This window comes from Agrobacterium sp. MS2, assembly GCF_003261015.1.
In the GTDB taxonomy this organism is placed as follows: domain Bacteria; phylum Pseudomonadota; class Alphaproteobacteria; order Rhizobiales; family Rhizobiaceae; genus Agrobacterium; species Agrobacterium pusense.
Window position 1 is genome coordinate 180,461 of the sequence record NZ_QLNF01000064.1, and the last position, 25,693, is coordinate 206,153.

24 protein-coding genes are annotated in these 25,693 nt (G+C 60.2%); 13 read left to right on the forward strand and 11 right to left on the reverse strand.

Annotated elements, in window-relative coordinates:
- Nucleotides 1–394: 394 nt before the first annotated feature.
- The 3 genes from cysN to DOU54_RS17935 are packed head-to-tail and all read right to left on the reverse strand — an operon-like array spanning nt 395 to nt 3,639.
- Complete coding sequence (gene cysN / locus DOU54_RS17925) at nt 395–1,876, reverse strand: sulfate adenylyltransferase subunit CysN (RefSeq protein WP_162749703.1); 1,482 nt, start codon at nt 1,874–1,876, stop codon at nt 395–397.
- On the reverse strand, nt 1,876–2,829 hold the full coding sequence (gene cysD, locus DOU54_RS17930) for a sulfate adenylyltransferase subunit CysD (protein WP_004440441.1): 954 nt from the start codon (nt 2,827–2,829) through the stop codon (nt 1,876–1,878). The genes cysN and cysD overlap by 1 nt, the downstream gene beginning before the upstream one ends.
- 27 nt (nt 2,830–2,856) lie before the next feature.
- On the reverse strand, nt 2,857–3,639 hold the full coding sequence (locus tag DOU54_RS17935) for a phosphoadenylyl-sulfate reductase (RefSeq protein WP_162749702.1): 783 nt from the start codon (nt 3,637–3,639) through the stop codon (nt 2,857–2,859).
- Between the two features lie 204 nt (nt 3,640–3,843).
- Here DOU54_RS17935 and DOU54_RS17940 point away from each other — a divergent pair, with 204 nt between their 5' ends.
- From DOU54_RS17940 to DOU54_RS17960, 5 genes are all read left to right on the forward strand, one after another.
- Complete coding sequence (locus tag DOU54_RS17940; RefSeq protein ID WP_004440445.1) at nt 3,844–4,284, forward strand: RrF2 family transcriptional regulator; 441 nt, start codon at nt 3,844–3,846, stop codon at nt 4,282–4,284.
- Nucleotides 4,285–4,529: 245 nt separating this feature from the next.
- Nucleotides 4,530–5,555, forward strand: a complete 1,026-nt coding sequence (locus tag DOU54_RS17945) for a sulfate ABC transporter substrate-binding protein (protein WP_004440447.1) — start codon at nt 4,530–4,532, stop codon at nt 5,553–5,555.
- Nucleotides 5,556–5,754: 199 nt separating this feature from the next.
- Nucleotides 5,755–6,612, forward strand: a complete 858-nt coding sequence (gene cysT / locus DOU54_RS17950; RefSeq protein WP_113731708.1) for a sulfate ABC transporter permease subunit CysT — start codon at nt 5,755–5,757, stop codon at nt 6,610–6,612.
- Nucleotides 6,605–7,477 carry a sulfate ABC transporter permease subunit CysW gene (gene cysW / locus DOU54_RS17955; RefSeq protein WP_022555771.1) on the forward strand — a complete coding sequence of 291 codons (873 nt, stop codon included), beginning with the start codon at nt 6,605–6,607 and terminating at the stop codon, nt 7,475–7,477. The genes cysT and cysW overlap by 8 nt, the downstream gene beginning before the upstream one ends.
- A gap of 11 nt (nt 7,478–7,488) precedes the next feature.
- Nucleotides 7,489–8,529 carry a sulfate/molybdate ABC transporter ATP-binding protein gene (locus DOU54_RS17960; protein ID WP_113382200.1) on the forward strand — a complete coding sequence of 347 codons (1,041 nt, stop codon included), beginning with the start codon at nt 7,489–7,491 and terminating at the stop codon, nt 8,527–8,529.
- 494 nt (nt 8,530–9,023) lie between these two features.
- On the opposite strand, the gene DOU54_RS17970 is transcribed toward DOU54_RS17960, so the two are convergent.
- The 3 genes from DOU54_RS17970 to DOU54_RS17980 all read right to left on the reverse strand — a co-directional run bounded on the left by DOU54_RS17970 (nt 9,024) and on the right by DOU54_RS17980 (nt 12,332).
- Nucleotides 9,024–10,037 carry an NAD(P)H-quinone oxidoreductase gene (locus DOU54_RS17970; protein WP_193603396.1) on the reverse strand — a complete coding sequence of 338 codons (1,014 nt, stop codon included), beginning with the start codon at nt 10,035–10,037 and terminating at the stop codon, nt 9,024–9,026.
- An 87-nt stretch (nt 10,038–10,124) separates the two neighbouring features.
- A complete protein-coding gene (locus tag DOU54_RS17975; RefSeq protein WP_113382199.1) occupies nt 10,125–11,927 on the reverse strand; it encodes a GGDEF domain-containing protein in 1,803 nt (600 codons plus the stop codon).
- A 168-nt stretch (nt 11,928–12,095) separates the two neighbouring features.
- Nucleotides 12,096–12,332 carry a ribbon-helix-helix domain-containing protein gene (locus DOU54_RS17980; protein WP_022555776.1) on the reverse strand — a complete coding sequence of 79 codons (237 nt, stop codon included), beginning with the start codon at nt 12,330–12,332 and terminating at the stop codon, nt 12,096–12,098.
- Nucleotides 12,333–12,702: 370 nt separating this feature from the next.
- Here DOU54_RS17980 and betI point away from each other — a divergent pair, with 370 nt between their 5' ends.
- The 3 genes from betI to betA all read left to right on the forward strand — a co-directional run bounded on the left by betI (nt 12,703) and on the right by betA (nt 16,692).
- Nucleotides 12,703–13,323, forward strand: a complete 621-nt coding sequence (gene betI, locus DOU54_RS17985) for a transcriptional regulator BetI (protein ID WP_022555777.1) — start codon at nt 12,703–12,705, stop codon at nt 13,321–13,323.
- Between the two features lie 11 nt (nt 13,324–13,334).
- Nucleotides 13,335–14,816, forward strand: coding sequence for a betaine-aldehyde dehydrogenase (gene betB / locus DOU54_RS17990; RefSeq protein WP_113382198.1), 1,482 nt, complete (start codon nt 13,335–13,337; stop codon nt 14,814–14,816).
- 226 nt (nt 14,817–15,042) lie between these two features.
- Nucleotides 15,043–16,692 (forward strand): choline dehydrogenase, encoded by a 1,650-nt coding sequence (gene betA / locus DOU54_RS18000; RefSeq protein WP_113382197.1) that lies wholly within the window; start codon nt 15,043–15,045, stop codon nt 16,690–16,692.
- 3 nt (nt 16,693–16,695) lie between these two features.
- Here betA and DOU54_RS18005 read toward each other — a convergent pair whose 3' ends face one another.
- Both DOU54_RS18005 and DOU54_RS18010 read right to left on the reverse strand, forming a co-directional pair.
- The gene (locus DOU54_RS18005) at nt 16,696–16,995 is read right to left on the reverse strand and encodes a type II toxin-antitoxin system RelE/ParE family toxin (protein ID WP_003511881.1); all 300 of its coding nucleotides are present in this window, start codon (nt 16,993–16,995) and stop codon (nt 16,696–16,698) included.
- The gene (locus DOU54_RS18010) at nt 16,992–17,264 is read right to left on the reverse strand and encodes a YlcI/YnfO family protein (RefSeq protein WP_022555781.1); all 273 of its coding nucleotides are present in this window, start codon (nt 17,262–17,264) and stop codon (nt 16,992–16,994) included. The genes DOU54_RS18005 and DOU54_RS18010 overlap by 4 nt, the downstream gene beginning before the upstream one ends.
- Before the next feature lie 145 nt (nt 17,265–17,409).
- Here DOU54_RS18010 and DOU54_RS18015 point away from each other — a divergent pair, with 145 nt between their 5' ends.
- On the forward strand, nt 17,410–18,753 hold the full coding sequence (locus DOU54_RS18015) for a chloride channel protein (RefSeq protein ID WP_162749701.1): 1,344 nt from the start codon (nt 17,410–17,412) through the stop codon (nt 18,751–18,753).
- 4 nt (nt 18,754–18,757) lie between these two features.
- Here DOU54_RS18015 and DOU54_RS18020 read toward each other — a convergent pair whose 3' ends face one another.
- Nucleotides 18,758–19,510, reverse strand: coding sequence for a DUF3750 domain-containing protein (locus tag DOU54_RS18020; RefSeq protein ID WP_072494882.1), 753 nt, complete (start codon nt 19,508–19,510; stop codon nt 18,758–18,760).
- 73 nt (nt 19,511–19,583) lie between these two features.
- On the opposite strand from DOU54_RS18020, the gene DOU54_RS18025 reads away from it, so the two are divergent.
- Together DOU54_RS18025 and DOU54_RS18030 are read left to right on the forward strand one after the other, a co-directional pair.
- Nucleotides 19,584–20,582, forward strand: coding sequence for an asparaginase (locus DOU54_RS18025; protein ID WP_113382195.1), 999 nt, complete (start codon nt 19,584–19,586; stop codon nt 20,580–20,582).
- Nucleotides 20,583–20,716: 134 nt separating this feature from the next.
- Nucleotides 20,717–21,337, forward strand: coding sequence for a glutathione S-transferase family protein (locus DOU54_RS18030; protein WP_113382194.1), 621 nt, complete (start codon nt 20,717–20,719; stop codon nt 21,335–21,337).
- 151 nt (nt 21,338–21,488) lie between these two features.
- Here the strand turns inward: DOU54_RS18030 and DOU54_RS18035 are convergent, their stop codons facing one another.
- Both DOU54_RS18035 and DOU54_RS18040 read right to left on the reverse strand, forming a co-directional pair.
- Entirely contained in the window at nt 21,489–22,148 is a 660-nt protein-coding gene (locus tag DOU54_RS18035) for a glutathione S-transferase family protein (RefSeq protein WP_004440482.1), read from the reverse strand.
- 82 nt (nt 22,149–22,230) lie between these two features.
- On the reverse strand, nt 22,231–22,746 hold the full coding sequence (locus DOU54_RS18040; RefSeq protein WP_004440484.1) for a MarR family winged helix-turn-helix transcriptional regulator: 516 nt from the start codon (nt 22,744–22,746) through the stop codon (nt 22,231–22,233).
- 141 nt (nt 22,747–22,887) lie between these two features.
- Between DOU54_RS18040 and DOU54_RS18045 the strand changes: the two genes are divergently transcribed.
- Both DOU54_RS18045 and DOU54_RS18050 read left to right on the forward strand, forming a co-directional pair.
- Nucleotides 22,888–24,417 carry an MDR family MFS transporter gene (locus DOU54_RS18045; RefSeq protein WP_006700017.1) on the forward strand — a complete coding sequence of 510 codons (1,530 nt, stop codon included), beginning with the start codon at nt 22,888–22,890 and terminating at the stop codon, nt 24,415–24,417.
- A gap of 264 nt (nt 24,418–24,681) precedes the next feature.
- Nucleotides 24,682–25,692: a ligase-associated DNA damage response exonuclease gene (locus tag DOU54_RS18050; protein ID WP_113382222.1), complete on the forward strand. Its 1,011-nt coding sequence runs from the start codon at nt 24,682–24,684 to the stop codon at nt 25,690–25,692.
- Nucleotide 25,693: the final 1 nt, after the last annotated feature.

Here is a 25,693-nt window from a genome sequence, read left to right on the forward strand (position 1 = left end):
AGGGCCATCGCCGTGATCAACTTATCGCGATCAAAAAAGAGGCCCGCTGCATTTTCAAGCAACGAGCCTCTGTTCGGCCGCTTGGCGGAGCGACCGAGGGCAAATTCGCCTTTTGCCCATGAACGCCGAATGAACGAGCGCCCTTCTGCGCCGCCGAGAAACAACCCGTAAAAATCCGCAAAGCAGATGGATCGGAAAGCTTCCTCAGCCGTTATCCAAACATACAACAATGGAGGATAACATGCTGAAGGGTATTGCACTGTGGGCTATGGGCGTTCCGATCTTCGTGATCATTCTGCTTTATATGTTCGTGTTTTAAGTCGCATCTGACGACTGGACCCAAACAAAAAGGCGACCACACCGTGGTCGCCTTTTGTCGTTCATGCCGGCATTCTCAGTCGAGATCGCTGATGAGCCGTGAGGCTGTTGCCGCATCCGTGCGCCGGATGTCGATCTCGTCGCGGTGCTTGGCAAGAAGCTCGCTCGCCAGCAGCTTTTCCGCGAGATCGGCAGGCAGCGAGAGAATGACCCGGTCGCCTTTTTCTTCCGTCGCGCCAGTATTGCGCTTTCCTGAAATCATGCCGCCCGCCACCGTATTGTTGGTGTCGGGGTCGATCAGGATGAAGGAACCCGTCGAGCGGTTCTGTTCATAGGGATCGAAGATCGCCGTCTCATCGAAGGAAAGCCTGACCTTGCCGATGGCGTTCATCGGCAGCGACGTCTCATGCGCCTGCCATTCGCCTTCCTTGAGGTTCAGCTGGCTGACGGGCTGCACACTGACACGCTGTCGGCGGCTGCCGCTTTTCAGCCAGTAGCGCTTGCCGGCCTCGATGCCTCCGGGCTGCAAAGCCACGATCTGCGCGTCGAAGGCAAGGCCAGTCTGAGGCTGCGCCTCGATGGAGACAATCATGTCGCCGCGCGAGACGTCCACCTGACGATCGAGCACCAGCGTGACGGCATCACCCGCCACGGCGGCATTGCGCACCAGGTCGAAAGTGACGATCTGCTTGACGTTGGCGACCATGCCGGAAGGCAGGATAACGACGCTGTCGCCCGGCTTCACCGAACCGCCGGCAACCGTGCCCTGATAACCGCGGAAGCTTTCGCCGGGACGCGAGACGCGTTGTACGGGAAAGCGGAAGCCGCCCGATTGCGCGGAGCGAACGGTCGCCAGTTCCAGCGTTTCCACCAGCGTCGGGCCTTCATACCAGGGCATGGAAGCCTTGCCTGACAGAACGACGTTTTCACCTTTCAGCGCCGACATCGGAATGGCGGTTATCTGCTTGATGCCGAGATCGGATGCGAAATCGCGGAACTCGTGGGCGATCAGTTCGAAACCGGCCTTGTCGTAATGCGTCAGGTCGATCTTGTTGACGGCCAGCACGAATTGCCGGATGCCCATCAGCGCCGCGATGGTAGCGTGGCGGCGGGTCTGTTCCAGGATGCCGGTGCGCGCATCGACGAGCAGCACGGCGAGATCGGCCGTGGAAGCGCCGGTCGCCATGTTGCGGGTATATTGCTCATGGCCGGGCGTGTCGGCCACGATGAAGGCGCGCCTGTCAGTGGCGAAGTAACGATAGGCGACATCGATGGTGATGCCCTGTTCGCGCTCCGCCTGCAAACCGTCCAGCAGCAGTGCGAAATCGGGCAGGCCAAGATCGTTCTGCTTGCCGCTGTCGCGGTGCAGGGTCGCGGCCTGATCTTCCTTGACGGCCTTGGTGTCCCAGAGGAGACGGCCGATCAGGGTCGATTTGCCGTCATCCACGCTGCCGCAGGTGATGAGACGAAGCGGGCGGGTGTCGCGCGCTGCTTTCGAATGTTCAGCAAAGGGCAAAATGGTGGCCGTGGAAATGTTGGTGGTGGCAGAAGCGGTCATCAGAAATAGCCCTCGCGCTTCTTCTTCTCCATCGAGCCGGACTGGTCGCGGTCAATCGCGCGGCCCTGACGTTCGGAAACGGTGGCGATTTCGAGCTCGGCAATCACATCCTGAAGCGTCGCCGCCTCGGAACGGATCGCACCGGTGAGCGGGAAGCAGCCGAGCGTGCGGAAGCGGATCGAGCCACGCTTGATCTCTTCACCGGGCAAAAGCTCCAGGCGCTCGTCTTCGGCAAGGATCATCATGCCGTCGCGCTCGATATAGGGGCGCTCAGCGGCATAATAGAGCGGCACCAGCGGGATGTTTTCCGCCTCGATATAACGCCAGATGTCGACTTCGGTCCAGTTGGAGAGCGGGAAAGCGCGAACGCTCTCACCCTTGCGCACCATGCCGTTATAAATGTTCCATAGCTCAGGGCGCTGGTTGCGCGGGTCCCATTTGTGGTCGGGCGTGCGGAAAGAGTAGATGCGTTCCTTGGCGCGGCTCGCCTCTTCGTCGCGGCGCGCACCGCCGAAGGCTGCGTCGAACTGGCCGGCATCCAGGGCCTGACGCAGCGCTTCCGTCTTCATGATGTCGGTGTAAAGCGCCGATCCGTGGGTGAAGGGAGTGATGTTTTCCGCCGCGCCGCGCGGATTGGTGTGGGAGATCAGTTCGAGATCATATTCCTTGACGATATTGTCGCGGAATTCGATCATCTCCTTGAACTTCCAGCCGGTATTGACGTGCAGCAGCGGGAAGGGAATGCGGCCGGGGAAGAAGGCCTTGCGCGCGAGATGCAGCAGCACGGACGAGTCCTTGCCAATGGAATAGAGCATCACGGGCTTGTCAAATTCGGCTGCGACTTCGCGAAAGATATGAATAGCTTCGTTTTCAAGCGCCTTCAGATGGGGATCGAGCGGCGGCTTGGATGCGACAGTATTCTTGCTGTCCGTCTCGTGGACTGCGTTAGACATTGTGAACTCCGGGAATGTACTGAATGATTATCGTTGCGGGATGGCGGAAACGGCGGAGGTCTGCTCCGCACCGGCGACGTGAAGACCGCATTCGCGCTTCTCGTCGTTTTCCCACCACCATCGTCCGGCGCGCTCAGGCTCACCGGGCTTGATGGCGCGCGTACACGGCTCGCAGCCGATGGACGGGTAACCGCGCTGATGCAACGGATTGATGGGGATGTTCTCCTGGGCGACATGCGCCTTGATGAGATCGATATCCCAATCAGCCAAAGGGTTGATCTTGATGAGATTGCGATCCGCATCGAATTCGGCAAACGGCGTCATGGCGCGATTGCCCGACTGGCCGCGACGGAGGCCGGTGATCCAGAAGGCGGCACCATCAAGCGCCTTGCCGAGCGGGATCAGCTTTCTGACATGACAGCAGGCATGACGCGCCTCAACGCTTTCGTAAAAGCCGTTGAGACCGTATTTTGCGGCGTAGGCGTCTATATCGTCCTGTTCGGGACGGAAACGACGGATTTCGATGCCGAAACGCTCCTCGGTTTCATCGATGAGATCGACGGTTTCCTTGAAAAGACGGCCAGTTTCCAGCGTGACAACGTCAATCGGCAGGCGATGGGTGCCGATGGCGGCGGTGATGACCTGATCCTCGATGCCGAGGCTGGTGGTGAAGACCGCGCGCCCGCCGAGGCCGGCGATAAATGAAAGCCGACCCGCCAGATCGAGCCCGGCAAGCGTGGCATCGAGGGAAGCGGCATCGGCAGAGGCATTTGCTGAATTGATGGTCATTGTCACGTCCGAGATTTCCATGGCCGATTATTGTTGAAATCGGCGCTTTGGACGAGAAATGACAGTCTTTGTGCGCTGCACTTCAGAGCAAAAATGCCTCTCGCGCGCGTGCTATGAGCAAAAGATGCCCGTTCACATTGTTCGCAGCCTGGATTTGAATTGTGACAACTTCTGCGCTAAGCCGTGATTGCCGGGTATCCGGGCTTGTGATCTACTGGTTTTACGATGATTTCGCAGAAGGCAAAATATGCGCTGAGGGCGCTTCTCTCGCTGGCCAAGGCCGACGGCGGCTGTCCTGTGCAGATTTCCGACATTGCCCGCGAACAGGCCATTCCGAAAAAGTTTCTGGAGCAGATCCTTCTCGAAATGAAGAAGGAACGCCTTGTCGAAAGCCGGCGCGGCAAGCAGGGTGGTTATCTTCTGGCTCGCCCGGCGGATGATATTACTTTCGGCGAGGTGCTGCGGCTCATTGATGGCCCCCTTGCTCCTCTGCCCTGCCTCTCCCAGACCGCCTATCGCCGCTGCGAGGATTGCGACGGCGAGAAGCAGTGCGAGATCCGCCACGTCTTCGCCCGTGTGGCCGATGCGACGCGCAACATCCTGTTCAACACCACCGTTGCGGATGCGGTGGCCGGTGTCGAAGTGCCCGAGCTTTTGACGGCCTGACGAAAAATTCGTCTAAAACACCTCAATATTTTTCGCCATCGCGGCAAAAAACCGGCAAAAATGTGAAACGCTTTTGCATTCAGCAAAGTTTTACACGACGCTTGTTGCGCCTTTCGCTTATGCTGCGCTGTATTTGTTGCCCGGAGAAACGCTCAAGGGAAACACTTTTTCGATCGTATTCGGCCTCATTGACCAACTCTACTCAACCGGTAGAGTTAAGCCATCGCAATCAGGAGGGAATACCGATGTCCAAGCTTCTGTCCGGTTTGAGCGTTGTCGCGCTCAGCCTCTCACTGGCACTTGGCGCAGCTGGCTCGGCCGCGGCGCAGACCAAGCTGCTGAACGTGTCCTATGATCCGACCCGTGAACTCTACAAGGATTTCAACGAAGCCTTCGCCAAGAAGTGGAAGGCCGACACCGGCGAGGACGTCACCATCCAGCAGTCGCATGGCGGCTCCGGCAAGCAGGCCCGTTCGGTCATCGACGGTCTGGAAGCCGACGTCGTGACGTTGGCGCTGCAGAGCGACATCGACGCCATCGTGCAGAATTCCGGCAAGATCAACAAGGACTGGCGCGGCCGCCTGCCGCATAATTCCTCCCCTTACACCTCCACCATCGTTTTCCTCGTTCGCAAGGGTAACCCGAAGGGCATCCATAACTGGGGCGATCTGGTGAAGGGCGACGTACAGATCGTGACCCCGAACCCGAAGACCTCGGGCGGTGCGCGCTGGAACTATCTCGCGGCCTGGGCCTGGGCGAATGAAGAATTCAAGGGCGACAAGGACAAGATCAAGGCCTATGTCGGCGAACTCTACAAGCGCGCTCCGGTTCTCGACACCGGCGCCCGTGGTTCCACGGTAACCTTCGCACAGCGCCAGATCGGCGACGTGCTGCTCGCCTGGGAAAACGAAGCCTATCTGGCCGGCCAGGAATTCGGCGCTGACGCTTTCGATATCGTCGTGCCGCCGATCTCGATCCTTGCCGAGCCGCCGGTCGCCGTGGTTGACGCCAATGTCGACGCCAAGGGCACCCGCAAGGCAGCCGAAGCCTATCTGCAATATCTCTATTCCGACGAGGGCCAGAATATTGCGGCCAAGCACTTCTACCGTCCGTCCAACCCGGCCGTTGTCTCCAAGGACCTGCTGAAGCAGCTGCCTGACATCAAGCTCGTCACCATTGACGACCCGATCTTCGGCGGTTGGGCAAAGGCGCAGCCGGAACATTTTGGTGACGGCGGCATCTTCGACCAGATTTACAAGCCCGCGAAGTAAGCGGATGATGGGGTGAAACGTAGTCACCCCGTCCCACGGGACAAGACAAATCATAACCTGATCGACCGGACGCCATGCCGGTCGATACTTTATAATAAGCGCCGGGGGAATACCGGCTCCCAGAGAGCGCCTCCAGGACGGGCAGACCTCGGTTGACTGTCTCGGAAATGTTCAAAAACTAAGATTATCCGGAGCCTTGATGAACAATAATATTTCCGGAAGCAGGTGGAAGTGGCGGCAGTCGAGCGTCATACCGGGCTTCGGCCTGACGTTTGGTTACACCGTCACCTATCTGTTTCTCATCATTCTTATTCCGCTTGGCGGCCTTATCTGGTCCACGGCGAAACTCGGTTTTGTAGATTTCATTGCGATTGCCACGGATAGCCGTACGCTGAATGCGTTGCGCGTCAGTTTTGGCACGGCGTTCCTCGCCGCATTGGTCAATGTGGTCTTTGGCGTCATCGTCGCCTGGGTCCTCACACGTTACCGCTTTCCCGGCCGCCGCTTCGTGGATGCCATCGTGGACCTTCCCTTTGCGCTTCCAACGGCGGTCGCGGGCATTGCGTTGACGGCGCTTTACGCCAATCGCGGCTGGGTCGGTTCGCTGTTTGAGCCCTATGGCATCAAGATTGCGTTCACGCCGACCGGCATCGTCATCGCGTTGATCTTTATCGGCCTGCCATTCGTGGTGCGCACCGTGCAGCCGGTGATGGAGGAGATCGACCGGCAGGTGGAGGAGGTGGCAGCAACGCTCGGTGCCAATCGTTTCCAGACCATAACCCGCATTCTGTTGCCGAGCCTCACACCCGCCATCCTAACGGGGTTTGCGCTCGCTTTTGCGCGTGGTGTCGGAGAATACGGTTCGGTCATTTTCATCGCCGGCAATATTCCCTACGTCTCGGAAATCGCGCCGCTCCTCATCGTCATCCGGCTGGAGGAGTTCAATTATGCGGCCGCCACCGGCATCGCCACCATCATGCTGATCATCTCCTTTGCCATGCTGTTCCTCATCAATCTCATTCAGGCCTGGAGCCGCAAGAGGTACGGTTATGTCTGAGACTGTTTCCCGCACCACGCCGCGTCCGTTCCGCGATCCCGCCAGCGAAAGCCTGCCAGCGCGGCTGGCACTGATCGCCATCGCCTTCGTCTTCCTCGCCGCATTTCTCGTCCTGCCCCTGGTTTCGGTCTTCTTCGAAGCCTTCCGCAAGGGTACGGAAAGCTTCTGGGAGGCGATTTTCGAGCCGGATGCGCTTTCCGCCATTCGCCTGACGCTGCTCGTCGCCGCTATTTCGGTGCCGCTCAACCTCATTTTTGGAGTAGCGGCCGCCTGGGCCATCGCGAAATTCGAGTTCAAGGGCAAGGCATTCCTGATCACGCTGATCGACCTGCCATTCTCGATCTCTCCGGTCATATCAGGTCTGGTCTATGTCATCCTGTTTTCCTCGCACAGCGTGCTCGGCCCATGGCTGAAGAGTTACGGCATCGAGATCCTCTTTGCGGTGCCGGGCATCGTGCTTGCCACCATCTTCGTCACCTTTCCCTTTGTCGCGCGCGAGTTGATCCCGCTGATGCAGGATCAGGGCAATGGTGACGAGGAGGCGGCGATTTCGCTTGGCGCATCCGGCTGGCAGACCTTCTGGTACGTCACGCTGCCGAACATCAAATGGGGCCTGCTTTATGGCGTGCTGCTCTGCAACGCCCGTGCCATGGGCGAGTTCGGCGCCGTCTCGGTGGTGTCAGGCCATATTCGCGGCGAGACCAACACCATGCCGCTGCATGTCGAGATACTCTATAATGAGTACAATATCGGCGCATCCTTCGCCGTTGCGACGCTGCTTGCCGGTCTGGCTCTGGTGACCCTCGTTCTCAAAACCATTCTCGAAATACGCTTTGGCGCGGGCAACGCAGCCGGCAAGCATTGAAAGGCATCTTCATGGAAGTGAAAGTTTCCGGCATCACCAAGCAGTTTGATCGCTTTCCGGCGCTGAACGACGTATCGCTCAACATTCGCTCGGGCGAGCTGATCGCGCTGCTTGGTCCTTCCGGTTCCGGCAAGACGACGCTGCTGCGTCTGATTGCCGGTCTTGAGCAGCCGACGACGGGCCAGATTTTCTTCGGCGACGAAGACGCCTCGCACCGCACCGTGCAGGAGCGCAATGTCGGTTTCGTTTTCCAGCATTACGCGCTGTTTCGCCACATGACGGTGGCAGACAACATTGCTTTCGGCTTGAAGGTGCGACCCTCCGCCAAGCGTCCGCCAAAAGCGGAAATCCGTAAGCGCGTGTCCGAGCTTCTCGACATGGTGCACCTTTCCGGGCTTGAAAAACGCTACCCCTCGCAGCTCTCGGGTGGTCAGCGCCAGCGGGTGGCGCTCGCCCGCGCCGTCGCCATCGAACCGAAGGTGCTGCTTCTCGATGAACCCTTCGGTGCGCTTGATGCCAAGGTGCGCAAGGAGTTGCGCCGCTGGCTGCGCGAATTCCACGACCGCACCGGCCACACCACCGTCTTCGTCACCCACGATCAGGAAGAGGCGCTGGAACTGGCGGACCGCGTCGTCGTCATGAGTCAGGGCAAGATCGAGCAGGTCGGCACCGCCGATGACGTCTACGACACGCCGAACTCGCCCTTCGTCTTCTCCTTCATCGGCGAATCCTCCAGCCTGCCGGTCACCATCCGTGATGGCCATGTGCTGTTCCAGGGCGAAAGCATCGGCGTAAACGAAAGCGGCGCAGGCGAGGGCGAATTGTTCTTCCGGCCGGAAGACGTGGTGCTGACGGACGAAAAGGACGCGCTTTACGGCAAGGTCACCACCTGTCGCCGCCTGGCCGGCACCCGCATCGCCGAAATCGACATCGCCAATAACGGCCATGACCCCTACCACCTCGAAATCGAAGTGCCGCTCAACGCTGCCGTGGCGGTGGGTGCCGAACTGCGGTTCCGCCCGACGCGGTGGAAGGTGTTCGGGAAGAAATAAGGAAGAGGTGACCGCCGTTTAGGGTCGATGATTTGTCGCTTTCTAACGCGCGCCACGTTTACTCCGATTCCACCTTACACCACGGTTGAAATCATCGACGGTTCTGGGTGTCGTTACCCCCCTCTGTCCTGCCGGACATCTCCCCCTCAAGGGGGGAGATCGGCAGGAGGCTTTCTTGCCACTTCATTTCCAACCGTCGAGATGCGCGGGATAGTCGAAGCAATAAGCAAAAACGGAAAAGGGCCGCCTGAGCGACCCTTCCATGAGTTTGGTCCTGTTTACAGACCCGGGACTGTTTCTCAACGTTCCGAAGGCAGAAGAGGTTTACAACGAGGGCTGCCCCGTCGAAAACACACCCTTTCCATTGCCTGCACCAGAGACCGAAATCTCACTAGACATTGGATCACCTCCTTCCGATACGTTGAACATAACTAGAAGGTAGTACGATTCGTGAGTAATGCAAGAGGGCTAACTGAGAACTTACTCTGCAGCACCTAGTCGACTCGCATCACGATCTTGCCGGTATGGCTGCTGCTTTCCATCAGCCGGTGCGCTTTCGCAACCTCATCCAGTGTGAAGACGCGGTTGATGACCGGTGCGACCTGGCCGCTTTCGATCAGCGGCCAGACCTGATCCACGAGATCGTCACGGATGGCGCGTTTCTCGTCCGCCGTGCGCGGGCGCATGGTGGAGCCGGTGACGGTCAGGCGCTTGACCATGATCGGCGTGAGGTTGACCTTGTCGGCCACGGCGCCCCCGAGAAAGGCGATGATGGACAGGCAGCCGTCCTTGGCCAGCGCCGCAAGGTTCTTTTCGAAATAGGCAGCACCGATCATGTCGAGAACGACATCGACGCCCTTTCCGCCGGTTTCGGATTTCACGACTTCGGCGAAATCCTCGTCGCGGTAATTGATCGCCCGTTTGGCGCCGAGCTTCACACAGGCCTCGCATTTTTCCGCAGAGCCCGCCGTGGCATAAACTTCCGCGCCGAATGCTTTGGCAAGCTGGATCGCCGTCGTGCCGATGCCGCTGGTGCCGCCGTGGATGAGCACGGTTTCACCTTCGGTCAGGCCCGCCATCTGGAAGAGATTGGCCCAGACGGTGAAGAAGGTTTCCGGCAAGGCTGCGGCTTTGACGGCGTCGTAGCCTTTGGGGAAGGGCAGGGCCTGCCCCGCGGGAACGGCGCAATATTGCGCATAACCGCCGCCATTGGCGAGCGCGCAGACCCTGTCGCCAAGATTGAATTCATCGACGCCTTCGCCAAGCGCAACAACCTCGCCGGCGATCTCAAGGCCGAGGATCGGACTTGCATCCTTCGGTGGCGGATAGGTTCCCTGGCGCTGCGCGACATCCGGCCGGTTGACGCCTGCTGCCTCGACCTTCACCAGAACCTCGCCTTTCGCGGGCTTCGGCAAAGGCGCTTGCGAAAGACGCATCACTTCCGGACCGCCATGCGAGGGAAGGTCGATGAAACGCATTTTTTCGGGCAGGGTCTTGGGGTCGGGCATGGTCAAGGGCAACTCCTCACTATCGGCGTCGCCTGAAGATGTAGGTCAGATGCGCCGCTTAGGGAAGAAGGCCGTTTGTCACTGGTGTCAATTTGTCTCGCCGAAGACCCGGATGACGAGGCCGCTGTCATTTTCCTTCGCAGCCGCCTTAACGCCCGCGATCTCGCTGCCGATGCGCTCGGGATTTGCGATGATCAATCCTTTGGGCAAGCTCAGAACGCCAATGGAACAGCGCAGAAGCGCGAAGTCCCGCTCATTGCCGTGCCGGTCCTGGCCCTTCATGCAGCCCGCCTCGCGATCCTCGGCCGAATACAGTTCCGCGACATCGTAGTGGAAATCGCTGAGCAGCCGCTCGAGTATTTCCGTCAGGTCTTCCACCGCCCAGTCGCGCACGCCGATGAAGAAGTCATCACCGCCAATATGTCCGAGGAAGCAGTCGCCGGCAAAAAAGTAACGGCGCATCAGTGCTGAAAACAGGGTGATGGCGTGGTCGCCTGCGTTGAAGCCGTATTTGTCGTTGAAGGGTTTGAAGTTGTCGAAGTCGCAATAGCAGAAGAAGCGGGTCTCGTCGCCATCGCTGCAGCGGTCGGCGATGAAGCCGCCAATCGCGCGGTTGCCCGGCAGTGCCGTCAGCGGGTTCTGGTCCTGCGCCATCTTGAGCTGCTTTTCGTTGATGACCTTGATCAGCGAAGCGGCCGAAACGATACCGGCATAACGCATGTTTTCGGTGAGGATAATGCAGGCGCTGCCGCCCATGCTGGCAAACATGTTCATCAACTGGTCGGCATCGGCATCGAGACCGACGATCGGCGCGGCGTCGACGAAATGGGAGATGGTGCGCTCATAGATCTTGTTCTTGAGCAGGTCACGGCCAAAGGGTCGGTAGATATATTCCTTGAGATGATATTCGTTGATGACGCCGCGCGGTTCGCCGTTGGCATTGAGAACCGGAAAAAACGCCTGCTGCGGGTTTCTCCGGAAGAGCTCGAAGACGCTGTCGACGCTGTCATGTTCGAAGACGGTCGGAAGTCGTTCGATTTCACGGCGGATCAGGATCTCATCCAGAGTCTGGCTGTTGCGCCGCGCCACGCCGATGCGGTTGATGTGGGGAAAGCTCTCCGGCAACTCGCTGGTGAAGACCGTTGGCCTGGCGATCAGCCAGCCCTGCACCAGGTCGACGCCGAATTCGCGACACGTCAGGAACTCCGCTTCCGTTTCAATGCCCTCGGCGATGACCCGCACCCCCAGAACATGGGCAATATTGACGATGCTGCGGACAAGATGCTGCTTGCGCGGCAGATGATCGACGCCGGTGATGAAGTGACGATCGATCTTCAGATAGTCCAGCGGAAAATCGCACAGAAGCTTCATCTCGCCGTGTCCCGCGCCAAAATCGTCGATCGCCAGCTTGAAGCCCTCTTTCCGCATGCGGGCAATCAGCGTCGTGAATTCGGGGACGCTTGTATTGTCGAAGCGTTCGGAAAGCTCGAAGCAGATGGAGGAGGGGGGAATACCCGCGCGCGCCAGATGGCCCACAAGCTTGTCGAGAATGGCGTCGCCCTGCGCGATCAGCCGCACATCGAGGTTGAGAAACAGGGTGGCGGAGGAGAAGTCAGGCAGGGTGGAGAATTTCGCCAGCGCGCGGCTCGCCAGCATCTGCTCGAAAGCCTTGAGTTCGCCGCCCTGCGCCGCCTGGTCGAGAAGCGCCAGCGGATCGGAAAAACCGAGCCGGTCGTGGCCGCGCATGAGTGATTCATAGCCGAAAATAGTGCCCGTCGTCGCCTCGACGATCGGCTGAAACGCGGTTTCCAGCACGAGCTTCGCCATGGGAAACATGTGCCCGGAGGCAAATCGCCTTACGGCATCGTTTTCCAGCGTAACGGCCTGCATTTCTGTTCTCCGCTATTACGGCTTTCCTTCCGTGGCTGAGGTAAGGAGAGCCTTTCTCTTTTGCGGCGAACAATCGCAGATTACAGGTCAACAAAAGCTTTCACCTCTGTGAAGCTTTGATGAACGTTTTGTTGCAACCCCCTTGATATGTGGGGTAGTAGCCGGGCCTCACGCCCGGCGGACATGTCCTGAGTGCGCGGCGTAGAGATCGGCCACGTTCACCCGCTCCCGGTCGGCTTCCACGGGTTCCCTGGACTTCGCGCCCATACCGTGTGCGCCAGACGCCGCCCATAATCGCAGCGCTTCCCTGACGACCTCGCTACCGGATGCATAAGCCCCGCAATTGACGGCTTCGCGCATTCTCGCTGCCTGTTCCGGGGAAATCGATACTGTCACCATTGGCATGATATCACTCCCTTCTTTAAACACTGCGAACGGTCATTCGATCTCCGGATGGGTATCGGCTGCCGTCGTGGTCTAGGGCGGGCGTTTTTATTGTCTTTCGTCTGGCGCCGCTTCCAGCGAAATTTGTATCAGCTGGGATATTAGCACGGAACGTGTTCCATTCCCAATTCGCAGTATATCACGGTTTAGTTTTTCCCCCGTGACCGCGCCGGGAGCATGAAGATGATCCTCACGCGCCGGCCATTGCCGACACCAGGGTCCGTCCGATGAGAAAGAATTGATTTACAGCAAAATAGCGACACGGAATGGCGCATTTTTTATTGATTGATCAGTCAATCAAGAATATTTTGCCGCCCTCAAGGAGATCGTCATGCCCAAGGTCGGAATGGAGCCTCTGCGCCGAAAAGCGCTCGTGGATGCGGCGCTGCGCACCATAGGCCACCATGGCTCGTTGAATGTGACAATGTCTGACATCGCCCGGGAAGCGGGGGTGTCGGCGGCGCTTGCGCATCATTATTTCGGCAGCAAGCAGCAGCTCCTGCTGGAGACCATTCGCAGCCTGCTGCGTGATCTGAGGCGTGATGCGGTGGCGGCGCTGAGCCGTGCTTCCGGCCCGCGCGAAAGGCTGAGCGCCATCGTCCATGTCTCCTTCCAGAGCGACCAGTTCACGCCGGAGACAGTGGCGGCATGGCTTGCCTTTTACGTTGAGGCGCAGCGCTCGGAAGAAACCCGCCGGCTGCTGGTGATTTATTCCCGCCGCCTGCGCTCCAACCTCATGGCAAGCCTCAACCGGCTCTGCCCGCCCGATGATGCCGCACGCATTGCAGAAGGGGCGGCGGCGCTGATCGACGGGCTTTATATCAGGCACAGCCTGCGTTCCGCCCCGCTCGGCCTCGCTTCTGCACCGGCGCTGGTCGAAGACTATTTCGACATGCAGCTCAGATCTTTTCCCGATGGACAGCGCGCCAAGCCGTCCATCCGCATTCTCTAGGAGATTTCGACATGACCATCGCCACGCCGCTCAGGGCGCAGCCGAAAGCCTCGCATTTCATCGACGGCGATTATGTCGAGGACAATGCCGGCACGCCGTTCGAGAGCATCTTCCCCGCAACCGGCGAGATCATCGCCCGGCTTCACGCCGCAACGCCGGCGATCGTCGAACGTGCCATCGCCTCGGCCAAGCGCGCCCAGAAGGAATGGGCGGCAATGAGCCCCATGGCGCGTGGTCGCATCCTCAAACGCGCCGCCGATATCATGCGCGAACGCAACGAGGCGCTTTCGACGCTTGAGACACTGGATACCGGCAAGCCCATTCAGGAAACCATCGTCGCGGACCCGACCTCAGGTGCGGATGCCTTCGAATTTTTCGGTGGCATCGCTCCTTCCGCATTGAATGGCGATTACATCCCGCTCGGCGGCGATTTCGCCTATACGAAACGTGTACCGCTCGGCGTCTGCGTCGGCATTGGCGCTTGGAACTATCCGCAGCAGATCGCCTGCTGGAAGGCAGCCCCCGCACTCGTCGCCGGCAATGCCATGGTCTTCAAGCCTTCGGAAAACACCCCGCTCGGCGCACTGAAGATTGCCGAAATCCTGATCGAGGCTGGTCTTCCCAAGGGCCTCTTTAACGTCATCCAGGGCGATCGCGACACCGGTCCGCTTCTGGTCAACCATCCCGATGTCGCCAAGGTTTCTCTCACCGGCTCTGTGCCGACCGGCCGCAAGGTGGCCGCTGCCGCCGCCGGGCATTTGAAGCATGTCACCATGGAACTCGGCGGCAAGTCGCCGCTGATCGTCTTCGACGACGCCGATATCGAAAGCGCCGTCGGCGGCGCAATGCTTGGCAATTTCTATTCCTCCGGTCAGGTCTGCTCCAACGGCACGCGCGTTTTCGTGCAGAAGAAGGCGAAGGCGCGCTTCCTCGACAACCTGAAAAGCCGCACGGAAGCGATGATCCTCGGCGATCCCCTCGATTACGCCACCCATCTCGGCCCGCTGGTCTCCAAGGCCCAGCAGGAGAAGGTTCTCGGTTATATCGAAAAGGGCAAGGCGGAAGGTGCGACGCTCATCACCGGCGGCGGCATCCCCAACAATGTCGCGGGTGAGGGCGCTTATGTGCAGCCCACCGTGTTCGCCGACGTGACCGACGATATGACCATCGCCCGCGAGGAAATCTTCGGGCCCGTCATGTGCGTGCTGGATTTCGAGGATGAAGACGAGGTTCTTGCCCGCGCCAACGCCACCGAATTCGGGCTGGCCGGCGGCGTCTTCACCGCCGATCTCGCCCGCGCCCACCGCGTGGTGGATCAGCTGGAGGCGGGCACGTTGTGGATCAATACGTACAATCTCTGCCCGGTGGAAATCCCCTTCGGCGGCTCCAAGCAATCCGGCTTCGGCCGCGAGAATTCGGCGTCGGCGCTGGAGCATTATAGCGAGTTGAAGACGGTTTATGTGTGCACGGGGAAGGTGGAAGCGCCTTATTGAGGTTCAGTGGGTGGGTTCACCCCCCTCTGTCCTGCCGGACATCTCCCCCTCAAGGGGGGAGATCGGCAAGCGGCGCTACCACCGCTCCATTCGCAAACGTTGAGATGGGCTGAACCCAACCACGAGTCGATCTCCCCCCTTGAGGGGGAGATGCCCGGCAGGGCAGAGGGGGGTAAGCCCCACCCCAATACATTCATCGGAACCGAAGCCCCAAGTGGAGCAATCAATGCAAGCAGATTACGTCATCGTCGGCTCCGGCTCCGCAGGGTCCGCCATCGCCTACCGCCTGTCGGAAGATGGTCGCTATTCCGTCATCGTCATTGAGGCCGGCGGTTCCGATTTCGGCCCGTTCATCCAGATGCCTGCCGCATTGGCCTGGCCGATGAGCATGAAGCGCTACAATTGGGGTTACCTGTCCGAGCCAGAACCGAACCTCAATAATCGCCGCATCACCGCCCCGCGTGGCAAGGTCATCGGCGGCTCCTCCTCCATTAACGGCCTCGTTTACGTGCGCGGCCATGCCGAGGATTTCAATCGCTGGGAAGAGCTCGGCGCGCAGGGCTGGGCCTATGCGGATGTGCTGCCTTATTTCAAGCGCATGGAACACAGCCACGGCGGCGAGGAAGGCTGGCGTGGCACGGATGGGCCGCTGCATGTACAGCGCGGGCCGGTCAATAACCCCCTGTTTCACGCCTTCATTCAGGCCGGCGCCCAAGCGGGGTTTGAACTGACGGATGACTATAACGGCTCCAAACAGGAAGGTTTCGGCCTGATGGAGCAGACCATTCACAATGGCCGTCGCTGGTCCGCCGCCAATGCCTATCTCAAACCGGCGCTGAAGCGAGGCAATGTCACGCTGGTCAACGGTTTCGCCCGCAAGGTGGTCATCGAGAACGGCCGCGCCGTGGGCGTCGAAATCGAGCGCAGGGGTGTGGAGGAAACCATCAAGGCCGGTCGCGAGGTCATCGTTTCGGCCTCCTCCTTCAATTCGCCGAAGCTGCTGATGCTCTCGGGCATCGGCCCCGCCGCCCATCTGAAAGACATGGGCATCGAGGTGAAGGCGGATCGCCCCGGCGTCGGCGCCAATCTCCAGGACCATATGGAGTTTTATTTCCAGCAGGTCTCCACCAAGCCGGTCTCGCTTTATTCGTGGCTTCCGTGGTTCTGGCAGGGTGTGGCCGGTGCGCAATGGCTGCTGTCGAAAGGCGGCCTCGGTGCTTCCAACCAGTTCGAGGCCTGCGCCTTCCTGCGCTCCGCCCCCGGGCTCAAGCAACCTGACATCCAGTATCATTTCTTGCCCGTCGCCATCTCCTATGACGGCAAGGCGGCGGCGAAAAGCCATGGTTTTCAGGCGCATGTCGGCTACAACCTGTCGAAATCGCGCGGCAACGTCACCTTGCGCTCCGCGGATCCCTCAGATGAGCCGGTCATTCGTTTCAACTATATGAGCCACCCCGAGGATTGGGAGAAATTCCGCCACTGCGTGCGCCTCACGCGCGAAATTTTTGGCCAGAAAGCATTCGACGAATTCCGTGGCCCGGAAATCCAGCCCGGTGAAAATATCGAGACCGATGAGCAGATCGATGCCTTCCTGCGCGAGCATCTGGAAAGCGCTTACCATCCCTGCGGCACCTGCCGCATGGGCGACAGAAACGACCCGATGGCGGTTGTCGATCCCGAATGCCGCGTGATCGGTGTCGAGGGCCTGCGCGTTGCAGACAGCTCGATCTTCCCGCACGTGACCTATGGCAACCTCAACGGCCCCTCCATCATGACGGGCGAAAAGGCGGCGGACCACATTCTCGGCAAAACCCCGCTGCCGCGCTCTAATCAGGAGCCGTGGGTAAACCCGCGAGCGGCAGTCAGCGACCGGTGAGGGTCAATGATAATCATCCTCGCGCTGGTGGCGAACGGCGGCAATGGTTACTGTTTCCGGGCCGTCGATGCGGAACAGCACGATATAGCCGGATGACCCGAACGGCACGAGGAGTTCACGTATCAGCCCATTTTCAGAAGACGCCTTACGGCAACTGAAGGGAAAATCGCTGAGAATGTCTAATCCTGCTCTTATGGCGTGAATGGCCTTCTCGGCCACATTGATGTCGTATGCGATCAGAAAATCATAGATGCGATCGAAATCCGCCAGTGCTTCTTCGGTATAACGAAGCTGATATGTCATTTCCGTTTAGCGGCTTTTGCAGCATCGAGTTTTCTTTGCATCATCGAAAGAACATCGTCGGTGCTATAATAGACGCCAGTGCGCTCCGCTTCCTCAAGCGACGCCAGCCCGCGCGCGATGAACTCCGCCTGCGATTTGCGGATTTGCACCTGCCTGCGGACCGAATCCTCGACAAATGACGACAGCGTCTCGCCGTCCTTCAGAACGCTTTCTGCCGCCTCGCGGAAATCCGCGGTCACACGCAGCGAAGGCAAAGTTGCGGTTTTCATCTTGTCTCTCCATGCGTTGCATCTGCGATGCAGATGATGTCGCGACGCTCGGTAAAAGTCAAATCCAAAACTTGCAAAGCTCGGTCGGCAGGCAGATAAAAGGTCTTTCCGCCTGCCTCTGCCGAAATCACTGATCTGGATCCCCATGCCCGTCGATTATAAGAAGCTGAAAATGCTCCGCCGTTCCCGTGTTGTCTGGGGTTCATGGCGGATTTGGAAGCCAAGGGCGGTTTTCTGGATTGGTGCGATTGCCGTCGGCCTTATCAGCGTCGGTTTCGCTTGGGCAGCGGATCGCGCTCAGCACCTCTTCTTCGCGGCCACGTCCTCAGGCGAATGGGCGTTTCTGCTGCCGCTCATCATCACGCCGCTCGGCTTTACGCTCTGCGCCTGGCTCGCGATCACGGTTTTCCCCAATGCTGGCGGTAGCGGCATTCCGCAGGCCATCGCCGCCCGGCACCTGCGGGATGATGCGGATCGTTCGCGGCTTCTGTCGCTGAAGCTTGCTTTTGGCAAGGTGGTGCTCACCGTCGCCGGTCTGCTCTCCGGCGCGTCGATTGGCCGTGAGGGGCCGACGGTTCAGGTGGGGGCCTCGATCATGCTGCAGGCCGCTCGCTGGGGCGGCATGGCGCAGGCCAAGGGTCTCATCCTAGCCGGTTCGGCCGCGGGCATTGCGGCGGCCTTCAACACGCCGCTCGCAGGCATTGTCTTTGCCATCGAGGAGATGAGTAAGACTTATGAATCCCGCGCCAACGGCCTTGTGCTGACGGCCGTCATCCTGTCGGGCCTTGCATCGCTGGCTCTGGTCGGCAGCTATACCTATTTCGGCACCAGCTCGGTCATGGCGAAAACGACAATGGACTGGCTGCTCGTGCTTGTCTGCGGTGTCGGCGGTGGTGCATTTGGCGCTCTTTTCAGCGCTGGTGCGTTGCGCCTCTCTGCACGTATCCGCCGTTTCGCCCAGACCATGCCCCTGAAGCGAATGCTGGCGGTTGCCGCCGCCTGCGGCCTTGCTTCCGCCATCCTCGGCATCGCAACAGGCGGCGCGACATTCGGAACCGGTTACGAGCAGGCCCGTGCGGCGATAGAGGGGCAAGCCGCACCGTCGTTCTTCTTCATCGAAAAACTGGCGGCGACTTTCCTTGCCATGATGTCGGGCATCCCCGGCGGCATTTTCGCGCCGTCTCTGTCGGTCGGTGCGGGTTTCGGCAGCACCATGGCGAGCTTGCTCGGCACCAGCATCGGCCTTGGCGCCATCGTCGGCATGGCGGGTTATTTTGCCGGCGTTGTGCAGGCGCCGATGACAGCCTTCGTCATCATCCTCGAAATGACCGGTAATCATGAAGGCGTCATACCCATCATGACCGCATCGATGCTCGGATATCTCACGTCTCGGCTTTTCTCTCGCGAACCGCTTTATCACGGCCTGTCACGGGTCTTCATCGCCCAGAGCATCCGCGCCAGACGCGCCGCTCAGGCCACTGAAACGTGATGGCTCAAGCCCTGACGCCCGCCACGCCGAAATAACCGAGCCCGGGTATCTTCACGCCCGGCCGGGCGAAATCGATGCCGGCCACGAGACCGAGGAAGTTGATCTCGAAGCCGCTGCGCGCACCCGCCGAAATGCCGAACAATCCACCGAGCGAAACGCTTGCATCCTTCCAGTCGTCGGCGATGTGGTAAAATGCACCGTCCGGCAGATAGTCGCGGCCGACCGCGTCCGGCGGCAGCACGACGCCGAGTTCGGGCACGCTGCGCAGCACATGGGCAACAAAGGTGTTGGAGTTGGGGCCGGGATAGATGCGATAGCCGCCCGGCTTGCCATAGGGATAATCGGCAATCGCCTTTTCGATCTTGGGGATCAGCTTTTCCGCCTCTACGCCGTGAATGGCCACCACCTGGCGCGGCATGTTGGAATACCAATAGGCGTCCGCCGCATATCCATTATGGCGGATCGGCGTGCCCCAGCCCACCTTGTCGTAGCGGTCATAGCTCGTAGCGCCCGGCTTTTTCAGCACGACCCAGGCGTGGCTGGCGACCGAGCCCTTGAAGCCGCCGGTCATGGCGGAAAAGACGTAGACGGCGGCTTGCCCGTCGCTCGAAGCCGCCGGCAGCATGCCTGACGATGACCATCTGGCGGCATTCCAGCCGCGCGGATGGTCCTTCATGGCCCACAGTCCGGCCGACGCCAAAGCCGGCAGCAGATAGATAATGGCAATCGCCAGCAGCAGACGTTTTGCAAATTTCACTGATGGCCCCGTGCATCGAAAAATCAATTGCGGTATCAACAACATAAAATCAGAATTTTTTGAGGCTGAGAGAATGAACAATTCCGTTACCGTCGAAGTCGTCAGGGGCAACCTCGTGGAAAGCCGCCATCAGGGCCTTGCCGTGGTGGTGGATGGCGATGGCGGCGTGCTGTTTTCGGCTGGCGATATCGAGCGCGGCATTTTCCCGCGTTCCGCCTGCAAGGCCATGCAGGCGCTGCCGCTGGTGGAAAGCGGTGCTGCGGATGCCTATCAGTTCGGCAACCGCGAACTGGCGCTTGCCTGCTCCTCCCATTCCGGCGAGGACGCGCATGTGGAGCTCGCCGCTTCGATGCTGGCGAAGGCGGGCAGGGATGTGGATACGCTGGAATGCGGCGCGCACTGGTCTTCCGACCAGAAAACCATCATCCATCAGGCCCGCACGCTGGAAAAGCCGACGGCGCTTCACAATAATTGCTCCGGTAAACATTCAGGCTTCATCTGCGCCTGCTGCCATACCGGCACCGACCCCAAGGGCTATGTCGGTTATGACCACCCGCTGCAGCAGGAAATCCGCGCGGCGATGGAGAGCCTGACGGGTGCTGCGCTGGGTCACGACAATTGCGGCGTGGACGGCTGCTCCATCCCGACCTATGCGGTGCCGCTCAAAGGGCTGGCACATGGTTTCGCAAAGATGGCGACGGGCAGGGGGCTGGAAGCCGGCCGAGCGAGTGCCTCGCGCCGGCTCGTGGAGGCCTGCATGGCAGAACCCTTCTATGTGGCAGGCACCGGCCGCGCCTGCACGAAGCTGATGCAGATCGCGCCGGGCAAGATTTTCGCCAAGACCGGCGCGGAGGGCGTCTTCGTCGCCGCCATGCCGGAAAAGGGCATCGCCATGGCGGTGAAATGCGAAGACGGCACGACGCGTGCGGCGGAAGCCATGGTTTCGGCATTGCTCGCCCGCTATTTCGATGAAGGCAGCGCCGAACAACAGGCGCTGAGCGGCATGGCGAACCGGCAGATGCGGAACTGGAACGGCATCCATGTCGGCGATATCAGGGTCGTCGGTCTCTAAATAACCTTTGACGCGGCCGTTTGCCGGCACGATGATGACGCGCCCCGCACGTGACGGCCACCCCATGGCCCTCGCGGGGCGGTGTCCGCATGAGGAAGAAGCGGGCGCTTCATTGCTCTGGAGGTCGCATATCCATGTTCACATTGTTTTTCTCCCCCGGTTCCTGCTCCCGCGCCAGCCATATTGTGCTGGAGGAATCGGGCCTGCCTTACAAGGCCCACCGCGTCAATTTCGCGGAAGGCGAGCAACGCTCCGAGGCATTTTTAAAGATCAATCCCAAGGGCCGCGTGCCGGCACTGGCGACGGAAAGCGGCGTGCTGACTGAGACGCCGGCCATCCTCGCCTTTATCGCCCAGATGGCGCCTGAGAAGAAACTCGCGCCGTTGGACGATCCCTTCGAATTCGCGTTGATGCAGTCCTTCAACGCCTTCATTTCTTCGACGGTGCATGTCGCCCATGCCCACGGCCGGCGCGGCAGTCGCTGGGCGAGCAAGGAGAGCTCGCTTGAGGATATGAAGGCCAAGGTGCCGCAGACCATGGGCGAGTGCTTCGAACTGATCGAGCATGGCATGCTGCATGGCCCATGGGTTCTCGGCACTGCCTATTCCGTGGCCGATCCCTATCTTTTCGTCATGTCCGGATGGCTGGAAAGCGACGGCGTGGATATTGCCCGTTTCCCCAAGGTGCACGACCACTTCCGCCGCATGAACGACCGGCCGGCGGTCCAGCGCGCGCTCGCGGGGGAAAGGGGCTGAAAGGCTCAGTATTTCCGTCATTCCGGCCCTGAGCCGGAATCCAGCCAACACGCATCTGCGCGGCGAGAAGGGTCCTTTAAGCCCAAGGACTTGGGCTGGCTGGATGCCGGATCAGGTCTGGCATGACGGAGGGGTAAGGGGCTTAAACCGCTCAGGCCGCCTCGGCCGCGCGCGTATCCCACATCGTCTTGAACGCCGTGCGGGCCTGGCAACGATCCAGCCAGGCCTTCAGAGCCGGATGGGCGTCGAACAGCGGCTTGTGGCCCTGTGCGTAACGAACGATTTCCGCCGCGTTGAGATCGGCGACGGTAAAGCGATCGCCCACCAGATAATCATGACTGGACAGATGCTGCTCCAGCACCCGGAAGGGGCGCTTCAGCAGGCGGCTGGCAACATCGATCACGGCCTTGCCGCTATCACTTTCCGACAGGCCTTCGGCGATGGCGGAGGAAATCTTCAGCGAATTCGTCTCCACTTCGGTCGCGGCAAAGAAGGACCATTGCAGCATCGCCGCATCTTCCTTCAGATCGATCGGCGCAAGCGGTCCGCCATATTTGCGGGCGAGGTAGAGATTGATGGCCATGGATTCGTAAAGCACCATGCCGTCATCCTCGATGCAGGGAATGGTGCCCATCGGGTTGACGGCCAGGAAGTCCGGAGAAAGCGTGTTGAGCGGCGCATCCGCAGCCAGCGGATCGGCAAGACGGCGGGCCTGTATCACAGGCACATGCTTGAATTCTATGCCGAGTTCGCCCGCCAGCCATAATGTGCGTGTGGCGCGGGAACGGTAGACACCGTAAATCGTCAACATCGAAATTACCCCTTCAACCTGTCAGATGGCGGCAAGTTACGGTCAAGCCCTCCTAAAGTGAAGCTGTGGATCGCAGCGCCAACTATGATTTTTTCTGATCCGGCAGGAGGTCTGTATCGGGCGAGAGCCGGCATTCGAAACGGTCGATGAACCGCTCGAACAGCCGGGCGAATGTCTCCACATCCTCCGCCGGCCAGCCATCCATCACGTCCTCGATGACGCTCATCTTCGTCCGACGCATTTCCTGCAAGAGACTGGTGCCGAGCGGGGTGATCTCTACGATGCTGCGGCGGGCGTCTTGCTGGGAAACGCCGCGTTTCAGCAGCCCTCTCCCGACCATGTCGGCCACAACCCGGCTGCCGCGTGAGGGATCGATACGCATGCCCTCGGCAATCGCGCCCACGGTCACATCGCCCTCCGCCCGGCGTAGAATGTCGAGCACGTCGATATGGGAAAGTTCGAGACCTGGAGCGAGCCTGGCAAGCGCCATGCGGCCGATGATGCGGCGGCCGATCATGATGCGCATGCGCGTCATCGTATTGCCGATCCGCTTGATGTCCTCGGGCAGATCCTCGTTCCAGTTTTCCTCAGTCGCCACGCTTCATCGTCCCTTTCGATGCTGTTTTCCGATCACGTTTAGCGGCAATAGCACAGATGTCAAAAACTTGCCATTGACATATATATGCTGATAGCACACAAATTGTCACAGCAAATCTGCCTGAAGCCAACGAGATTTTTCATGGATATGTCCACCGCCCCCGTGGCGCCGCTTGTGTCGGATCATCGCCGCAGGCTCATCGTCTTTCTGTTTCTGATGCTGGCCATGTTCATGGCGACCCTCGATAACCAGATCGTATCGACAGCACTGCCCACCATCGTCGGTGAGTTCGGCGCGCTGGAGCGTTTCGGCTGGATCGGCTCTGCCTATCTGCTGGCGACCAGCGCGGTCATGCCTGTCTATGGCAAGCTCGGCGATCTGTTCGGCCGGAAATATGTGATGATCGCGGCGGTCGTCATCTTCACGCTTGGTTCGCTGGCCTGCGGTCTGGCATGGTCGATGGATAGTCTGATTGCTGCCCGCGTGTTGCAGGGCCTTGGTGGCGGCGGCATCATGGTATCGATCTTTTCCGTCAATGCGGATCTGTTCGAACCGCGTGAACGCGCCCGTTACCAGAGCTATTCCAGCCTCACCATCATGGCGTCGGGCAGTGTCGGCCCAATCCTCGGCGGCACGATGAGTGATCTCTTCGGCTGGCGGTCGATCTTCCTGATCAATCTGCCGCTCGGCATCATCGTTATTGCCGGTTTGGCGCTGATGCTGCCTTACCGCCGCCCGGCGCGCCAGCCGAAGATCGATTATCTCGGTGCGGTCCTCTTGGCGGCCACCATCGCCAGCGTGGTCTTCTGGGCGGACAGCAGCGAATTGTTCGGCTCGCTCATCGCGGCCCCCAGCCTCGGCATCATCGCCTTCGCCGTCATCGCCGCGTTCCTCTGGGTGCAGGTGGAGCGCCGCGCGCCGGAACCGGTCGTGCCGCTGCGTCTCTTCAAGGACAGCACCTTTCCGCTGTTGATGATCGTTTCGCTGACCAGCGGCGGCATCGGCATCGGCATGGTCAATTATTATGCCCTGTTCCTGCAGACGACCACCGGCCTTTCCCCCTCCCATGCCGGCCTGTTCTTCATCGCGGTCACCGGCGGCATCGTCATGGGTTCGCTTTCGGCCGGACGGCTGATTTCGATTACCGGCGTCTACAAGCCCTTCTCGGTTGCGGGCCTGACAATCAACGTCATCGCCATGCTGCTCTTCACGCAGATGCATGCGGGAACGCCGCTTTGGCTGATCGCGGTGCTGATGCTGGCGCAGGGTTTCGCAGTCGGCCTCGGCCAACAGGCTCCGATCATCGGCGTGCAGAACTCGGCCCCCAAGGCTGACATCGGTGCGGCGAGCGGCGCGGTAACGCTGACCCGCATGGGTGGTGCTGCCATCGCCATCTCGGTCTATGGCGCCATCGTATCCACAAGCCTCAAAGGTGTGGCGGTGGATATTCCCGGTGTCGGCAAAATCGAGGAATTGACGCCAAAAATCCTCTCGGAACTGCCCGCAGCCTCCCAGGCCGCCGTCGCCTCGCTCTATTCGGATGCGTTTACGCCGCTGTTCTTCGCGGCCGCCGCAACCGCTGCCATCGGCCTTGCGGCGGCGCTGATGCTGAAACCGGTGCGGCTACCGGCGGCGGTTGAGGCGAAGCCCGCGGAAGTGGCGGGGGAGTAGGGGCGGCCGACAGTTGTCACCTTTGGTTCTCGCTGAAACCTCTCATCCGTCATACCGGCCTTGAGCCGGTATCCAGCCAGCCCAAGTCCTTGGGCTGAAATAACTCTTTCGCCGCGCGGACGCGCGGCTCCTGGATTCCGGCTCAAGGCCGGAATGACGGGATGTCTCCGCAAAACAAAAACGCCCCCATTGGAAATTTAACGCGCGTTCCGCGTTATGCTCGCAGCACTTTAGATTCGCGCGGGCGGCCCTATCTCAATGAACATGAAGCCGGAACAGCTTTTGAATTCCACGCCCAAGGGCCTTTATTGCCCGGTGGGTGATTTTTATATCGATCCCGTGCGGCCCGTGGCGCGGGCGCTCATCACCCATGGTCATTCCGATCACGCCCGCGCTGGCCATGGCGCGGTGCTGGCCACGCGCCAGACGCTGGATATCATGCGCATCCGTTATGGTGAGGATTTCTGCGGCAGCGAGCAGGCGGTCGCATTCGGCGAGAGGGTGGAGGTAAACGGCGTCACCGTCGGTTTCCATCCGGCGGGCCATGTCCTGGGTTCGGCGCAGATTTCCGTGGAAATGAACGGTCTGCGCATCGTGGCGTCCGGCGATTACAAGCGCGGCATCGACCCCACCTGCGCCCCCTTCGAGGCGGTGCCCTGCGATGTCTTCATCACCGAAGCCACCTTCGGCCTGCCAGTATTTCACCATCCGCTGCCGCGTGTGGAAACGGCCAAACTGCTCACCTCCATCAAACAGTTTCCCGAACGTACCCATCTCGTCGGGGCCTATTCTTTGGGCAAGGCGCAGCGAGTCATCCGTCTGCTCCGCGACAACGGCTATTCCGATCCCATCTATATTCACGGCGCGCTGGCACGGCTCTGCGACTATTACGTTTCGCAGGGCATCGATCTCGGGGATCTCAGGCCCGCGACCCTGGAAAAAAGTAACCCCGCTGCCTTCAAGGGCGCGATCGTCGTCGGACCGCCCTCGGCGTTTCAGGAGCGCTGGGCGCGCCGCTTCAACGAACCACTGATTGCCTTCGCGTCCGGCTGGATGATGGTGCGGCAGAGGGCAAAGCAGGGCGGTGTGGAATTGCCGCTGGTGATCTCGGACCATTGCGACTGGCCGGAACTGCTGGAGACGATCAAGGAAATTTCCCCGCAGGCCGTCTGGGTCACGCATGGCCGGGAGGAGGCGCTGGTGCGCTGGTGCGAATTGCAGGGCATCGCCGCCAAGCCACTGCATCTCGTTGGTTACGAGGACGAGGGGGATTGAG

What these genes read in the sequence shown, in the direction of transcription:
- cysN (WP_162749703.1), bottom strand. Translation starts at nt 1,876, where the DNA reads ATGACCGCTTCTGCCACCACCAACATTTCCACGGCCACCATTTTGCCC.
- cysD (WP_004440441.1), bottom strand. Translation starts at nt 2,829, where the DNA reads ATGTCTAACGCAGTCCACGAGACGGACAGCAAGAATACTGTCGCATCC.
- DOU54_RS17935 (WP_162749702.1), bottom strand. Translation starts at nt 3,639, where the DNA reads ATGGAAATCTCGGACGTGACAATGACCATCAATTCAGCAAATGCCTCT.
- DOU54_RS17940 (WP_004440445.1), top strand. Translation starts at nt 3,844, where the DNA reads ATGATTTCGCAGAAGGCAAAATATGCGCTGAGGGCGCTTCTCTCGCTG.
- DOU54_RS17945 (WP_004440447.1), top strand. Translation starts at nt 4,530, where the DNA reads ATGTCCAAGCTTCTGTCCGGTTTGAGCGTTGTCGCGCTCAGCCTCTCA.
- cysT (WP_113731708.1), top strand. Translation starts at nt 5,755, where the DNA reads ATGAACAATAATATTTCCGGAAGCAGGTGGAAGTGGCGGCAGTCGAGC.
- cysW (WP_022555771.1), top strand. Translation starts at nt 6,605, where the DNA reads ATGTCTGAGACTGTTTCCCGCACCACGCCGCGTCCGTTCCGCGATCCC.
- DOU54_RS17960 (WP_113382200.1), top strand. Translation starts at nt 7,489, where the DNA reads ATGGAAGTGAAAGTTTCCGGCATCACCAAGCAGTTTGATCGCTTTCCG.
- DOU54_RS17970 (WP_193603396.1), bottom strand. Translation starts at nt 10,037, where the DNA reads ATGCCCGACCCCAAGACCCTGCCCGAAAAAATGCGTTTCATCGACCTT.
- DOU54_RS17975 (WP_113382199.1), bottom strand. Translation starts at nt 11,927, where the DNA reads ATGCAGGCCGTTACGCTGGAAAACGATGCCGTAAGGCGATTTGCCTCC.
- DOU54_RS17980 (WP_022555776.1), bottom strand. Translation starts at nt 12,332, where the DNA reads ATGCCAATGGTGACAGTATCGATTTCCCCGGAACAGGCAGCGAGAATG.
- betI (WP_022555777.1), top strand. Translation starts at nt 12,703, where the DNA reads ATGCCCAAGGTCGGAATGGAGCCTCTGCGCCGAAAAGCGCTCGTGGAT.
- betB (WP_113382198.1), top strand. Translation starts at nt 13,335, where the DNA reads ATGACCATCGCCACGCCGCTCAGGGCGCAGCCGAAAGCCTCGCATTTC.
- betA (WP_113382197.1), top strand. Translation starts at nt 15,043, where the DNA reads ATGCAAGCAGATTACGTCATCGTCGGCTCCGGCTCCGCAGGGTCCGCC.
- DOU54_RS18005 (WP_003511881.1), bottom strand. Translation starts at nt 16,995, where the DNA reads ATGACATATCAGCTTCGTTATACCGAAGAAGCACTGGCGGATTTCGAT.
- DOU54_RS18010 (WP_022555781.1), bottom strand. Translation starts at nt 17,264, where the DNA reads ATGAAAACCGCAACTTTGCCTTCGCTGCGTGTGACCGCGGATTTCCGC.
- DOU54_RS18015 (WP_162749701.1), top strand. Translation starts at nt 17,410, where the DNA reads ATGCCCGTCGATTATAAGAAGCTGAAAATGCTCCGCCGTTCCCGTGTT.
- DOU54_RS18025 (WP_113382195.1), top strand. Translation starts at nt 19,584, where the DNA reads ATGAACAATTCCGTTACCGTCGAAGTCGTCAGGGGCAACCTCGTGGAA.
- DOU54_RS18030 (WP_113382194.1), top strand. Translation starts at nt 20,717, where the DNA reads ATGTTCACATTGTTTTTCTCCCCCGGTTCCTGCTCCCGCGCCAGCCAT.
- DOU54_RS18035 (WP_004440482.1), bottom strand. Translation starts at nt 22,148, where the DNA reads ATGTTGACGATTTACGGTGTCTACCGTTCCCGCGCCACACGCACATTA.
- DOU54_RS18045 (WP_006700017.1), top strand. Translation starts at nt 22,888, where the DNA reads ATGGATATGTCCACCGCCCCCGTGGCGCCGCTTGTGTCGGATCATCGC.
- DOU54_RS18050 (WP_113382222.1), top strand. Translation starts at nt 24,682, where the DNA reads ATGAAGCCGGAACAGCTTTTGAATTCCACGCCCAAGGGCCTTTATTGC.